This is a genomic window from Kitasatospora sp. NPDC049285, assembly GCF_040678815.1.
Lineage (GTDB): Bacteria > Actinomycetota > Actinomycetes > Streptomycetales > Streptomycetaceae > Kitasatospora.
This window is the reverse complement of sequence record NZ_JBFAQR010000037.1, coordinates 1-14,291: the sequence shown is the minus strand read 5'-3', so window position 1 is coordinate 14,291 and position 14,291 is coordinate 1. Positions and strand designations below refer to the sequence as shown.

Annotated in this window: 7 protein-coding genes and 1 rRNA gene; 3 read left to right on the top strand and 5 right to left on the bottom strand. The window is 72.4% G+C overall.

Going from position 1 to position 14,291, the window contains the following annotated elements:
* Window positions 1-123: 123 nt before the first annotated feature.
* The 3 genes from AB0K51_RS22415 to AB0K51_RS22405 form a co-directional block, all read right to left on the bottom strand.
* Complete coding sequence (locus AB0K51_RS22415; protein WP_363458297.1) at window positions 124-2,781, bottom strand: DNA translocase FtsK; 2,658 nt, start codon at window positions 2,779-2,781, stop codon at window positions 124-126.
* A gap of 122 nt (window positions 2,782-2,903) precedes the next feature.
* Complete coding sequence (locus AB0K51_RS22410) at window positions 2,904-3,539, bottom strand: response regulator (protein ID WP_363458380.1); 636 nt, start codon at window positions 3,537-3,539, stop codon at window positions 2,904-2,906.
* A gap of 201 nt (window positions 3,540-3,740) precedes the next feature.
* Window positions 3,741-8,216, bottom strand: a complete 4,476-nt coding sequence (locus AB0K51_RS22405) for a HAMP domain-containing protein (protein ID WP_363458378.1) — start codon at window positions 8,214-8,216, stop codon at window positions 3,741-3,743.
* Window positions 8,217-8,705: 489 nt separating this feature from the next.
* Here AB0K51_RS22405 and AB0K51_RS22400 point away from each other — a divergent pair, with 489 nt between their 5' ends.
* The 3 genes from AB0K51_RS22400 to AB0K51_RS22390 all read left to right on the top strand — a co-directional run bounded on the left by AB0K51_RS22400 (window position 8,706) and on the right by AB0K51_RS22390 (window position 13,210).
* Window positions 8,706-11,258, top strand: a complete 2,553-nt coding sequence (locus tag AB0K51_RS22400; protein WP_363458294.1) for a SpoIIE family protein phosphatase — start codon at window positions 8,706-8,708, stop codon at window positions 11,256-11,258.
* Window positions 11,259-11,518: 260 nt separating this feature from the next.
* Window positions 11,519-12,073: a GPR1/FUN34/YaaH family transporter gene (locus tag AB0K51_RS22395; protein ID WP_363458291.1), complete on the top strand. Its 555-nt coding sequence runs from the start codon at window positions 11,519-11,521 to the stop codon at window positions 12,071-12,073.
* A gap of 324 nt (window positions 12,074-12,397) precedes the next feature.
* Window positions 12,398-13,210 carry a winged helix-turn-helix domain-containing protein gene (locus AB0K51_RS22390; RefSeq protein WP_363458288.1) on the top strand — a complete coding sequence of 271 codons (813 nt, stop codon included), beginning with the start codon at window positions 12,398-12,400 and terminating at the stop codon, window positions 13,208-13,210.
* Window positions 13,211-13,232: 22 nt separating this feature from the next.
* On the opposite strand, the gene AB0K51_RS22385 is transcribed toward AB0K51_RS22390, so the two are convergent.
* Both AB0K51_RS22385 and rrf read right to left on the bottom strand, forming a co-directional pair.
* Window positions 13,233-14,120 (bottom strand): phosphatase PAP2 family protein, encoded by an 888-nt coding sequence (locus AB0K51_RS22385; protein ID WP_363458285.1) that lies wholly within the window; start codon window positions 14,118-14,120, stop codon window positions 13,233-13,235.
* Between the two features lie 80 nt (window positions 14,121-14,200).
* Window positions 14,201-14,291 (bottom strand): 5S ribosomal RNA (rrf, locus tag AB0K51_RS22380); the annotation flags it as partial.

Sequence of the window (14,291 nt, the reverse complement as noted above, 5' to 3'; positions counted from 1 at the left end):
GACCAGTCTAGGGGTGGTGGCGTAACGTTTCTCAACCGGAGGGGGCCCGAACGAGCCACAGTCGTCGGCCGGAGTTGACGGGTGGTCACCCGGCCGACGCGAGCGTGCTGCACCACCCGTCGGTTACCCGCGCAGAGTAATCAGTACACCGTCGAGTTCGTCGGGTTTGATCAGCACGTCGCGGGCCTTGGAGCCCTCGCTGGGACCCACGATCCCGCGGGATTCCATCAGGTCCATGAGACGGCCGGCTTTCGCGAAACCGACCCGGAGCTTGCGCTGGAGCATCGAGGTCGAGCCGAACTGGGTGCTGACGACCAGTTCGGCGGCCTGGATCAGCAGGTCCAGGTCGTCGCCGATCTCCTCGTCGATCTCCTTCTTCGGCCCGCCGCCGACCACCACGTCCTCGCGGTAGCGGGCGGCCAGCTGGTCCTTGCAGTGCTGGACCACCTTGGCGATCTCCGCCTCGGTGACGAAGGCGCCCTGCATGCGGACCGGCTTGGAGGCGCCCATCGGCAGGAAGAGCGCGTCGCCCTTGCCGATCAGCTTCTCCGCGCCGGGCTGGTCCAGGATGACCCGGGAGTCGGCCATCGCCGAGGTGGCGAAGGCCAGCCGGGACGGCACGTTGGCCTTGATCAGGCCGGTGACCACGTCGACCGAGGGCCGCTGGGTGGCCAGCACCAGGTGGATGCCCGCGGCGCGGGCGAGCTGGGTGATCCGGACCACCGAGTCCTCGACGTCGCGCGGGGCGACCATCATCAGGTCGGCCAGCTCGTCGACGATCACCAGCAGGTACGGATAGGGCGTCAGTTCCCGTTCGCTGCCGAGCGGGGGCTGCACGGTGCCGGCCCGCACCGCCGCGTTGAAGTCGTCGACGTGCCGGAAGCCGAAGGCGGCCAGGTCGTCGTAGCGCATGTCCATCTCGCGCACCACCCACTGGAGGGCCTCGGCGGCCTTCTTCGGGTTGGTGATGATCGGCGTGATCAGGTGCGGGATGCCCTCGTAGGCGGTCAGTTCGACCCGCTTGGGGTCGACCAGGACCATCCGGACCTCGTCGGGGGTGGCGCGGATCAGCACCGAGGTGATCAGGCAGTTGATGCAGGACGACTTGCCGGCGCCGGTCGCGCCGGCCACCAGCACGTGCGGCATCTTCGCCAGGTTGGCCATCACGGTGTGGCCCTCGACGTCCTTGCCCATGCCGACCACCATCGGGTGCTGGTCGTCGGCGGCGGCGCGCGAGCGCAGCAGGTCGCCGAGGGTGACCATCTCCCGGTCGCGGTTGGGGATCTCCACGCCGACCGCGGACTTGCCGGGGATCGGCGAGATGATCCGGACGTCCGGGGTGGCCACCGCGTAGGCGATGTTCTTCGCCAGCGCGGTGATCCGCTCGACCTTCACGGCCGGGCCGAGCTCCACCTCGTAGCGGGTGACCGTCGGGCCGCGGGTGAAGCCGGTGACCCGGGCGTCCACCTTGAACTCGGAGAACACGCCGGTGAGCTGGGCCTTCACGTCGTCGTTGAGCTGGGTGCGGACCTTGGCGGGGGCGCCGCGCTCCAGCAGGTCGAGCGGGGGCAGCGAGTAACCGACGCCGCCCGACAGCTGGAGCTGTTCCATCCGGGCGGGGGCGTCGCCGTGGCCGTCGGGGGCGTCCGAGGCGCGCGCGGCGGGCACCTCCGGCGTCCACGACTCCTCGGGCGGTGCGCCCGTGGTCGAATCCGGCACAGCGTCCTTGACCTGGCCGAGCATGCTGGCCACCGCGGGCGAGCCGGGCACCCCGTACAGCAGGGCGCCGTCCAGGTCGGCGGCGACGCCGGCGGCCAGGTCGCGGGTGGCGTACGGGTCCTTGTCGAAGGAGACCGGCGCGGCGGCCGACTCGGCCGGATCCGACTTGCGGCGGCGGCGCCGGCGGCGGGCGGAGAGCTCGTCGTCGTCGATGGTGATCGGCAGCGCGTCCGGGTCGGCGTCCTCCGGCGGGGCGGTGGAGTAGGCGCGGCCGCCGGAGGACACCGCGCCGTCGGGCAGCGGCTCGACCACGCCGAGCCGCACGCCGACCTGGCGCAGCCGGTCGGGAATCCGGTTGACCGGGGTGGCGGTGACCACCAGCAGGCCGAAGAAGGCGAGCAGCAGCAGCAGCGGGACGGCCAGCGGCGGGCCGGCCGCGGCCATCATCGGGGTGGACGCGGCCCAGCCGAGGATGCCGCCGGCCTGCCGGATCCGGGTCGCGCCGGTGCCCATCGCGGGCGCCCCGCAGCCGATGTGGACCAGGCCGAGCACGCCGACCACCAGGGTGGTCAGGCCGATCGCGATCCGGCCGTTGGCCTCCGGCCCCTCGGGGTGGCGCATCAGCCGCACCGCGACCGCGAGGAGCAGGAACGGCACCAGCACGTCGAGGCGGCCGAACAGGCCGGAGACGACGTTGGTGGCGGCCTCGCCGAGCCAGCCCTGCGGGCTGAACCAGGTGCCGGCCGCGGTGACCAGGCCGAGCGCCAGCAGCAGCAGCGCGACGCCGTCCTTGCGGTGGTCGGGGTGCAGGTTGCGGGCGCCGTGGCCGAAGCCGCGGAAGACCGCGCCGACCGAGTGCGCCACCCCGAGCCAGACCGCGCGCACGGCGCGGAAGAGTATCGGCCGGGGCGGGGGCGGCGGCGGGGCGGCGGTCTTCTTCGCGGCCGCCTTCTTCGCCGGCGCCTTCTTGGCGGGCGCGGCGACCTTCTTCGCCGGTGCCTTCTTGGCCGGCCCGGACTTGGCGGTGCGTGCGGCGGCGCTTCCGGGCGATCGTGTGGCCATGGGACAGCAGCCTACCGGCGCACCCCTGCGCCGGACATGCGCGGGCGCACTTCGGCGGGTTGTGTCGCCGACGCGCCGTCAGGCTGCGCGATATCACCCGGACGGGCGGAGCCGACGACCCGTCAGCTACTGCCGGGACGCAGCGCCTCCAGCGCCCGGCGCAGGCCGGCCAGCTTGCGCTCCAGGTGGGCCGCGGTGGCCGCGGCGCCGCTGTCGGCGGCGGCGTCCAGCTGCTTGGTCAGCGCCTCGGCCTGCTCCTCGACGGCGGCCAGCCGGGCGGACAGCTCGCCGAGCAGCGCCCCGCCGATCGCCGGGCCCTCACCGGCCTCCAGCTCCAGCCGCAGCAGCGCCGCCTGCTCCTTGAGCTGGCAGTTCTTCATGTAGAGGTCGACGAAGACCGAGACCTTGGCGCGCAGCACCCACGGGTCGAAGGGCTTGGAGATGTAGTCGACCGCGCCCGCCGCGTAGCCGCGGAAGGTGTGGTGCGGGCCGTGGTTGATCGCCGTGAGGAAGATGATCGGGATGTCCCGGGTCCGCTCGCGGCGCTTGATGTGCGCGGCCGTCTCGAAGCCGTCCATGCCGGGCATCTGCACGTCCAGCAGGATCACCGCGAAGTCGTCGGTGAGCAGCGCCTTGAGCGCCTCCTCGCCGGACGCGGCGCGCACCAGGGTCTGGTCGAGCGCGGAGAGGATCGCCTCGAGTGCGAGCAGGTTCTCCGGCCGGTCGTCGACCAGGAGGATCTTCGCCTTCTGCACCAGGACCCGCCCTCCTGCCGGTTGTTTCCCGAGGGCGGACACCAGTGCGTCGCCCCTCACTACCCCGGTCATGCTAGCCGTACCCCCTTGCCTGCCACAGGCCCGGTGCCGGCCGTCACCGTCCGGTCACTGTTGGCAACGACGGGTGACCCTACCGGGTTCCCGGCCGGGGCCGCCAGCGAGGGCGCCCCGGGCGGGCGGCGGTTACCCGACGGGGAGGTGCTGGCGCATCACCGCCAGCAGGTGGTCGGTCTCCACCGGTTTGGTGATGTGGTCGGTGGCGCCGGCCTGCAGGCTCTTCTCCCGGTCGCCCTTCATCGCCTTGGCGGTCAGCGCGATGATCGGCAGCCCGGAGAACCGCGGCATCCGGCGGATCTGCTCGGTGGTCGCGTAGCCGTCCAGCTCCGGCATCATGATGTCCATCAGCACCAGGGCGACGTCCTCGTGCTGCTCCAGCATCTCGATGCCCTCGCGGCCGTTCTCCGCGTACAGCACGGTCAGGCCGTACTGCTCCAGCACGCTGGTCAGCGCGAACACGTTGCGGATGTCGTCGTCGACGATCAGCACCCGCTCGCCGTCGAAGCGCGGCGGGACGCCGGGCGCCGGGCGGGCGTCGCCCTGCCGCGGGACGGTCTCCTCGGCCTGGCGCGGGGCGTCCTCGGGGCGGGTGGCGCGGCGGCGTTCGGCGGTGCCGCGGCGGCGCTCCTCGACCAGCTCGCGGGCCTCCTGGGTCCACTGCTCGGCGGGGGTGCGCTGGGGCTCGGCGGCGGCGCGCGGGGCGCCCGCGCGCTCCAGGGTGACCGGCTCGGGGCCCTCGCTGCGCAGCGGCAGGTAGAGCGTGAAGGTCGAGCCGACGCCGAGCTCGCTGCCGACGTGGATCTCGCCGCCGAGCAGCCTGGCGATCTCCCGGCTGATCGACAGGCCCAGGCCGGTTCCGCCGTACTTGCGGCTGGTGCCGCCGTCGGCCTGCTTGAACGCCTCGAAGATCTCCCGCAGCTTGTTGCCGGGGATGCCGATCCCGGTGTCGGCGACCGAGAAGGCGATCAGCAGCTCGTCCGGGTCGTCCATGGTGCCGGACTCCAGCAGTTGCTCGCGCACGTGCTGCGGGACCTCGTCGCCGCCCACCGGACGGATCATCAGCTCGACCGCGCCGGCGTCGGTGAACTTCACCGCGTTGGACAGCAGGTTGCGCAGCACCTGCTGCAGGCGCTGCTCGTCGGTGTGCAGGGTGACCGGCAGGTCCGGGGAGACCCGGACCGCGAAGTCCAGGTTCTTCTCCACGGTCAGCGGGCGGAACGCCGCCTCCACGTAGTCGACCAGCTGCACCAGGGCGATCTTGGCCGGGCGGACGTCCATCTTGCCGGCCTCCACCTTGGACAGGTCGAGGATGTCGTTGATCAGCTGCAGCAGGTCGGAGCCCGCGCCGTGGATGGTCTCGGCGAACTCGACCTGCTTGGCGGACAGGTTGCCCTCGTTGTTGTCGGAGAGCAGCTTGGCCAGGATCAGCAGCGAGTTGAGCGGGGTGCGCAGCTCGTGCGACATGTTGGCGAGGAACTCGCTCTTGTACCGGGAGGCCAGCGCGAGCTGCTCGGCGCGCTCCTCCAGGATCTGCCGGGCCTCCTCGATCTCGCTGTTCTTGATCTCGATGTCGCGGTTCTGCTGGGCGAGTTGCTCGGCCTTCTCCTGCAACTCCTCGTTGGTGCGCTCCAGCTCCTCCTGGCGGGCCTCCAACTCGGCCGATCGCATGGAGAGTTCGGCGGTCAGGCGCTGGGACTCGAGGAGCAGGCCCTCGGTCTTGGTGTTGACCGAGATGGTGTTGACGGTGACGCCGATCTGGTCGGCGATCTGGTTCAGGAAGTCCAGCGCGACCGCGGTGAAGCTGGAGAAGGTGGCCAGTTCGATCACGCCGAGCAGCCGGCCCTCGAACAGCACCGGCAGCACCACCACGTGCGCCGGGGAGGACTCGCCGAGGCCGGAGGAGATCTTCAGGTAGCCGGGCGGGGTCTCCTTCAGCACGATCGGCCGCTTCTCCACCGCGGCCTGGCCGATCAGGCCCTCGCCGAGCCGGAAGGTGGTCGGCATGGTGCGCCGGTGGTAGCCGTACGAGCCGATCAGCCGCAGCACGATGTCGTTCTCGTCGTCGTCCTCGGTGACCAGTTCGGCGGTGCGGCCGGCGGGCTGGGCGAGGAAGAACGCGCCGTGCTGGGCGGAGACCACCGGGGTGAGCTCGCTCATGATCAGCGAGGCGACCGCGGACAGGTCGCGGCGGCCCTGCAGCAGACCGGACATCCGGGCCAGGTTGGTCTTCAGCCAGTCCTGTTCCTTGTTGGTCCGGGTGGTCTCGCGCAGGTTGGCGATCATCTGGTTGATGTTGTCCTTGAGCTCGTCGAGCTCTCCGGACGCGTCCACGGTGATGCGGGGCGACAGGTCGCCGCGGGTCACCGCGGTGGCGACCTGGGCGATCGCGCGGACCTGGCGGGTCAGGTTGTTGGCGAGTTCGTTCACCGACTCGGTCAGGTCCTGCCAGGTGCCGGCCACGCCGGGGACGCGGGCCTGGCCGCCGAGCCGCCCGTCGGTGCCCACCTCGCGGGCGACGCGGGTGACCTCGTCGGCGAAGGCGGAGAGCTGGTCGACCATCGTGTTGATGCTGGTCTTGAGCTCCAGGATCTCGCCGCGGGCGTCGACGTCGATCTTCTGCGAGAGGTCGCCGCGCGCGACCGCGGTGATGACGAGCGCGATGTTGCGGACCTGGCCGGTGAGGTTGTTGGCCATCAGGTTGACGTTCTCGGTCAGGTCCTTCCAGATGCCGGCCACGCCCGGCACGCCCGCCTGACCGCCCAGGATGCCGTCGGTACCGACCTGGCGGGCCACCCTGGTCACCTCGACCGCGAAGGCCGACAGCTGGTCGACCATCGTGTTCAGCGTGTCGGCCAGCGCCGCGACCTCGCCGGCCGCGTCGATGGCGATCTTCTTCGACAGGTCGCCGCGGGCCACCGCGGAGGCGACCTCGGCGATGTTGCGCACCTGCGAGGTCAGGTTGGACGCCATCAGGTTGACGTTGTCGGTCAGGTCGCGCCAGATGCCCGAGACGCCGGAGACCCGCGCCTGACCGCCCAGGATGCCGTCGGTGCCGACCTCGCGGGCCACGCGGGTCACCTCGTCGGCGAACGCCGACAGCTGCTCCACCATGGTGTTGACGGTGGTGACCAGCTCGCGGATCTCGCCCTTGGCGTCGACGGTGATCTTCTTGGAGACGTCGCCGCGGGCCACCGCGGTGGTCACCTCGGCGATCGAACGCACCTGGCTGGTCAGGTTGTTGGCCATCAGGTTGACGCTGTTGGTGAGGTCCTTCCAGGTACCGGAGACCCCCGGCACACTGGCCTGGCCGCCGAGGATGCCCTCGGTGCCGACGTCCCGGGCCACCCGGGTCACCTCGTCGGCGAACGCGCCGAGCTGGTCGACCATCGTGTTGATGGTGTTCTTCAGCTCCAGGATCTCGCCGCGCGCGTCGACCTGGATCTTCTGCGACAGGTCGCCCTTGGCGACCGCGGTGGTCACCTGGGCGATGTTGCGGACCTGGGACGTCAGGTTGTTCGCCATCGAGTTGACGTTCTCGGTGAGGTCCTTCCAGACGCCCGCCACGCCCGGCACCTGCGCCTGGCCGCCCAGGATGCCCTCGGTACCGACCGCGCGCGCCACCCGGGTCACCTGCTCGGCGAAGCCCGACAGCTGGTCGACCATCGTGTTGATGGTGTTCTTCAGTTCGAGGATCTCGCCGCGCGCGTCGACCTCGATCTTGCGCGACAGGTCGCCCTTGGCGACCGCGGTGGTCACCTCGGCGATGTTGCGGACCTGCGCGGTCAGGTTCGCCGCCATGAAGTTCACCGAGTCGGTCAGGTCGCGCCACACGCCCGCGACGCCCGACACCTGCGCCTGACCGCCCAGCCGACCCTCGGTGCCCACGTCGCGGGCCACCGTGGTGACCTGCGCGGCGAAGGAGTTGAGCTGGTCCACCATGGTGTTCACGGTGTTCTTCAGCTCCAGCATCTCGCCGTCCACGTCGACGGTGACCTTGCGGGAGAGGTCGCCGCGGGCCACCGCGGTGGTCACCTCGGCGATGTTGCGGACCTGCGCGGTCAGCCGGCCCGCCATCGTGTTGACCGAGTCCGACAGGTCCTTCCACGAACCGGAGACGCTGCGCACCCGGGCCTGCCCGCCGAGCTTGCCCTCGGTGCCGACCTCGATCGCCACCCGGGTCACCTCGTCGGTGAACTCGCTGAGCTGGTCGACCAGTCCGTTCACGGTCCGGCCGACCTTCAGGAACTCGCCGCGCAGCGGGTAGCTCGCGCCGGTCGTGTGCACCGAGCGCAGCTCCATGCTCTGCGTCAGGTCGCCCTCGGCGATCGACGACAGCACCCGGCCGACCTCCGCCATCGGCCGCGCCAGGTCGTCGATCAGCGCGTTGCAGTTGTCGACCGCCGCCATCCAGGCGCCCTCGCCGACCCCGGTCTCCAGCCGCTCGGACAGCCGGCCCTCCCGGCCCACCGCCCGCCGCACCCTGGCCAGTTCACCCGTCAGGTGCTGGTTGCGCTCGGCCACCTCGTTGAAGACCGCGGCGATCTCCGCCAGCAGGCCGTCGCCGGGAAAGGTCAGCCGGCGGCGGAAGTTGCCGTCCCGCATCGCGGTCAGCGCGGCCAGCAGCTTGCGCAGCTCCGCGGGCTCCGCGCCGCGGCCCGGACCCGAGCGGCGCCCGCCGGCCCGCGACGGCGGCGCCGACCGGCTGCCGCGCGCCGCAGGCGTCGTCGTCGTACCGGAAACGTCCTTGGTCGCCGAACTCAACGGGGCCCTCCCAGCTCATCACTGTTCACCGCCGCGGAAGGACCGGCGACCGGCCCGCCGCTCCCGCGCCGCGTACCCGGCCACCCGGAGGCGGCCCACGGCACACGGACCCCCCAGTGTGACAGCACCTGCACCCGGTGACGGGCCGGTTGCCCAGGGTTTTCCAGGTCGGCGACGAAAGTGGTGAACGAAATCACCCCCTGGGGCTTGTTTCAGGTCCCCGGGCCCACTGGGTACCAACCGGAAAGTAGGGTGGAGGGCCGCACCGGGCCCCAGCACGCCGCCCGGGGGACCAGACAGACACCGGACCAGAGCAGAGGAGACGTGGCCGTGGTCACCGCGCGCGCAGCCGCCACCTTCGAACCGGTCGACCGGTCGGCCGCCGCTGCCCGCGGCTTCGTCCGGGACGCCCTGCTCGGATGGGACCTGCCCGAGGTCGTCGACGACGCCGTCGTGCTGGTCAGCGAACTGGTCACCAACGCCGTGGTGCACGCCGGCACCGCCGCCGAGGTCGCCTGCCTGCGCGAGGACGAGACCGTCCGGATCGAGGTCACCGACCGCCACCCCGAACGCGGCCTGCCGTCCTTCGCCAACGTCACCCTCAACTCCGACCGGTACGCCGACCCCGACGGCGAGGGCGGCCGCGGCCTGCTCATGTGCTCCGCACTGTCCAGCAGTTGGGGCGTCGAGTACGCGGCCGGCCGGAAGACCGTGTGGTTCCGGCTCGCCCTGGCCGAGCAGCAGCCCGGCACCCGCTACGCGCTGCCCAGCCTCCCCGGCGGCGAACTCCCCGCCGCCGACGGCCCGGTCCGCGTCGCCGTCGTCCAACTCGACGAGCACGGCCGGGTCCGGCACTGGAACGCCGACGCCGAAGCGCTCTTCCAGCACCCCGCCGACGCCGTCTTCGGCCGTCCCTGGGCCGAGTTCGCGATCTGGCCGCAGACCCCCGGACTCGGCCTCGGCGACACCCTGCGCCTGGCCCGCTGGGAGGGCAGCTACACCGTCCGCACCACCGACGACGTGGTCCGCCCGGTCTACGGCGCGCACGTCCGGCTGCGCGACAGCGACGGCGTCCCCACCGTGCTGTGCCTGCTGGTCCGCGAGCAGGACCGCGCCGTCCTGCGCAGCCCCGGCACCAGCGTCGAGACCACCGCCACCGCCGTCGAACCGCTCGATCTGCTGGTCGGCCCGGTCTCCCCCGACGACCTCTCCAGCCTGCTCCAGCGCATCGTCGAGCGCGCCCGCGACCTGCTCGACGCCGACGCCTCCTACCTGCTGCTCACCAGCGAGGACGAGACCGAGTTCGAACTGCGCGCCGCCACCGGCCTGCCGGGCCCCACCCGCCGCTTCGCCCGGCTGCCGATCGACGCCATCGGCGCCGGCCGCTACGACTCCGCCCGGCTGCCCGCCGTCCACGAGGACCTCGCCGTCCGCCCGGGCAGCGCCCCGCTGCTGGCCGACACCGAACTGCGCTCGCTGATCACCGTCCCGCTCAAGGTCGAAGGCCGCCTCACCGGCTCCCTCGGCGTCGCCGCCGCCCAACCCGGCCGCTACGACAACGAGGACGCGCTGCGCCTCCAGTTCGCCGCCGACCGGATCGCCCTCGCCCTGGAGAGCGCCCGGCTCAGCGAACTCGAACGGCTGCGCCGCGGCTCGCTCTCCTTCCTGGTCGAAGCCTCCGACCTGCTGGCCGGCACCCTCGAACACGAGCAGACCCTCGCCCTGATGGCGCAGATGGCCGTTCCCACCCTCGCCTCCTGGTGCGCCGTGTACACCACCGCCGACACCGCCGGCGGCGCCGAACTCGCCTTCGTCCTGCACGAGGACGAGGACCGCATCGACCCGCTGCGCGCCCTGCTCGACAAGACCGCCGCACCCGACCCGGTCCGCAGCCCCGGCGCCCGCCCCTGGGCCGCCCCCGCCGAGACCGCCCGCGCGCTCGGCCTCGCCGACAGCCCCGAACTCGCCGGCCTGCTCGGCGAGACGGTCGTACTGCCGCTCTCCGCCCGCAACCGGGTCATCGGCCTGCTCGTCCTCGGCGCCCGGTACGGCGTCAGATTCCGCCAGGAGATCCTCGAACTCGGCGAGGACCTGTCCCGCCGCGCCGCGCTGGCCCTCGACAACTCCAGGCTCTACTCCGAGCGCACCGCCACCAGCCAGGCCTTCCAACGCGCCCTGCTGCCGCCCGAGTTGCCGAAGATCCCGGGCGTCGAGGTGGACGTCTTCTACCAGGCCGCCGGCGAGGGCAACGAGGTCGGCGGCGACTTCTACGACCTCTTCCCGATCCGCGAGGGCACCTACGGCTTCGCCATCGGCGACGTCTGCGGCACCGGCCCCGAAGCCGCCTCCGTCACCGGCCTGGCCCGCAACTCCCTGCGCCTGCTGGCCCGCGAGGGCCTGACCGCCCCGCAGGTCCTCACCCGGCTGAACGCCGCCATCCTCGACGAGGGCAGCCGCGCCCGCTTCCTCACCCTGCTCTACGGCGAACTCACCCCGCGCGAGGACGGCTCCACCACCCTCTCGCTGGTCTGCGCCGGCCACCCGCTGCCGCTGCGGCTGCGCACCGACGGCCAGGTCGACCAGGCCGCCTCGCCCCAGCCGCTGCTCGGCGTCATGGACGAACTCGACCTCACCGCCGAGGAGTTGGTCCTCGCCCCCGGCGAGGTCCTGCTCTGCGTCACCGACGGCGTCACCGAACGCCGGGAAGGCCGCCGGATGCTCGGCGACGAAGGCCTGATCGAGGTCCTCACCGGCTGCGCCGGACTCACCGCCGGCGCGGTCGCCGCCCGGGTCCACCGCGCCGTCGAGCGCTTCGCCCCCGAGCCGCCGTCCGACGACATGGCGATCCTGACGCTCCGTATTCCGACCCAGCGTCAGAACTAGTCACGGTTTGCTCACACTTGCTCATTCTGCGTGATTCACAAGGGTACATAGCGGCTGGGCTGGGTACACCGTAAGCACCGGGGGCTTCCACCCCGGAAGGGCACCGACCAGCGGCTGAGCCGCGAGGTCGCTCACTCCACCGCAGCCGCCGCACCCCCCCTTCTTCGGTGCGCCCACGGCCCGGTCGCGCGCAACTCTTCGCACACCCACCCTTCAGGGCTACCTCGCCATGCCCTGGCGCAGAGTGAAAGGAGCCTCCGGTGAGCAATGAAGCCTCCGGGGCGAACGCCCGATCCGCAGACGCGGGTCCGCTCGGTTACCTGGCCCTCGGTCTGACCCTGCTGGCCTACGGCCTGCTCGGCACCGGCATCCTCAGCGGCACCTCGGCCGGCGGCGCCGGCACGGTCGCCCACCTGGTCGGCGGCGTGACGCTGTTCATCGCCGGCCTCTGGCAGTTCCGCGGCGGCGACCGCTTCAGCGGCACCGCGTTCACCGCCCTCGGCGCGTTCTGGGCCGTCTGGTCCGGTGCCGGCGCCGCCAACAAGAACACCGCGGGCCTGTTCCTCCTCCTGTGGGCGCTCCTCGCGCTCACCCTCACCGCAGCCTCCTGGGGCTCCGGCCTCCTCGCCCGCGCCGTCTACGGCCTCCTGACGGTCTCCCTGGCGCTCAGCGCCATCGGCGTCCTCAGCGAGACCAGCGGCTGGGGCAAGGCCGGCTCCTGGGTCGCCGCGGTCTCCGGCCTGGCCGCCTGGTACTGGGCCACCGCCACCCTCACCGGCGGACGCTGGGGCCGGGTCGAACTCCCGGTCAAGTAAGCGCCCCACCCCCCGAGGCCCGGACGCCACCCCCACGGCGCCCGGGCCTCCGGGCGTCCCGCGACCGTCGAACACTCCCCACACCCCACTCCCGGGCCCCCAACCCTCCGCGTCCCCTGATCCACCCCCAGAACCCCCTCCCGCGATCGCCGCCCCCACACCCCGCCTCCCAACAATCCCCCCCTCCCCCTCCCCCTCCCGCGACTGCCGCCCCCACCCCAAGACCCCCACATCCCACCTCCCAACAATCCCCTCCCTCCCCCTCCCACGATTGCTACTGTCTCGTTCGGAGGCGACCGGAGGCGGCACATGGGGCACTGGCAGGTGAGCACGGAAACCCCCGCGGCGTGCCGCTTCGCACTCTCACCGCTGGTCGAGACCATCGCCACCGTCGGCATCCTCGCCGAGATCCGCCCCGAGCCGTGGCGTCGCGCCTGGCTCGCCGCCCACCAGCCCGCCTTCCTGGAGCGCCTCGACGCCCACCCCCCACTCGCGGACTGGCTCGCCACCCGCCAAGCCGCCACCTGGCCCGCCGAGTTGCCCCTCCCGCCCCCCGGCCCGGACGACGACGCGCGCGAACCCGACTTCACCCGGCTCCGAGCGACCCGCGGCTTCGCCGAACTCCTCGAGTGGACCTGGCAGCACGTCGTCCGCCCCGACTGGCCGCACCGACGGCACGCCTTCCGCGCCGACATCGCCGCCCGCACCCGGCACGCCGCCACCCACGGATGGCCCGCCGCGCTCCCGGACGTCGCCCTGCCCACCGGCCAACCCGCCGTCACCGAGCTGCTGTTCATCCCGTGCAGCGCCCGTCACGGCTGGCTCGTCCGGGACACCCACGCCCGCGTCACCGTGGTCTACCCGACCTCCGCCGGACCCGTCCCCACCCCGCGCACCCCGCCCGCCAGCCTCGGACGCCTGCTCGGCGCCGCCCGCGCCGAACTGCTGGCCGGCCTGGACCGTCCGCGCGACACCGCCCAGTTGGCCACCCTCACGGGCCTCAGCCCCGCGGCGATCGGCGACCACCTCAGCATCCTGCTCGACGCCCGCCTGGTCGCCCGCGCCCGCTCCGGCCCCGCCAGCCGGTACTACCGCACCGCACTCGCCGACGCCCTGCTCTCCGCCCAGCCGGTCTGAGCTCCACCCCCGGCCGTCGGCCTCAGTGCTTCACCGAGCGCCGCTCCGGCCTGGAGCCCTCCGTCGGCCACGCCACCACCGGCTCGGGCCGGACGTCGTCCTGCCGCCACCCCGAGGACGCGAACTGCACCAGGTACACCACCAGCAGGATCGCCAGCGCCACCAACCCGTCCGCCCAGAAGTGGTTGGCCGTCACCACGACCACCCACACCGTCGCCACCGGGTGCAGCACCACCAGCCAACGCCACGGCCCGCGCGCCACCGTGATCACGGCCACCGCCACGATCACGCACCACGCCACGTGCACCGACGGCATCGCCGACAGCTGGTCCGCCACCACCCCCGCCACCGCGGTCCCGTACACCGACTGCCCGTACTCCGCCGCCAGGTCCACGAACCCGTTCCCCGGCAGCATCCGCGGCGGCGCCACCGGGATGAACTGGACCAGCAGACACACCGCCGTCGTCAGCACCACCGTGGTCCGCACCCACCCGTACCGGTCCCGGTGCCGCAGGAACAGCCACAGCAGGACGACGAGCATCACGCCGAAGTGCATCGTCGCGTAGTAATAGTTCGCCGCCTTCACCACCCACGGGTACGGCATCACCGCCCGCTGCCACGACGCCTCGTCCGGGAACCCGAGCGACAACTCCGTCCGGTGGATCCACTCCCCCCGGTCCAACGCGTTGTCCGTCCCCACCAACGACAGGTGCCCCACCACCTGCCACAGCGCGAACAACGCCAGCAGCGTCCCCGCCTCCCGCAGCACATCCGCCGCGACCGCCGCCCGCCCCCGCCCCGCCTCCGCGCCGGCCCGCCGAGCACCCACCCGCCTGACCGCGAACGCCGCACCGTACAGCGCCACGGAGGCACCGGCCGAGGTCTGCCACGTCAGCGTCAGGTTCTGCATTGGCGAAGGGTATCCGGTGGCACCCGCACAACGCGAAGAAGCCCCCCGCCTGAAAGGCGGGGGGCTTCTTCTGAATGATTGTTCGGCGGCGTCCTACTCTCCCACAGGGTCCCCCCTGCAGTACCATCGGCGCTATGAGGCTTAGCTTCCGGGTTCGGAATGTAACCGGGC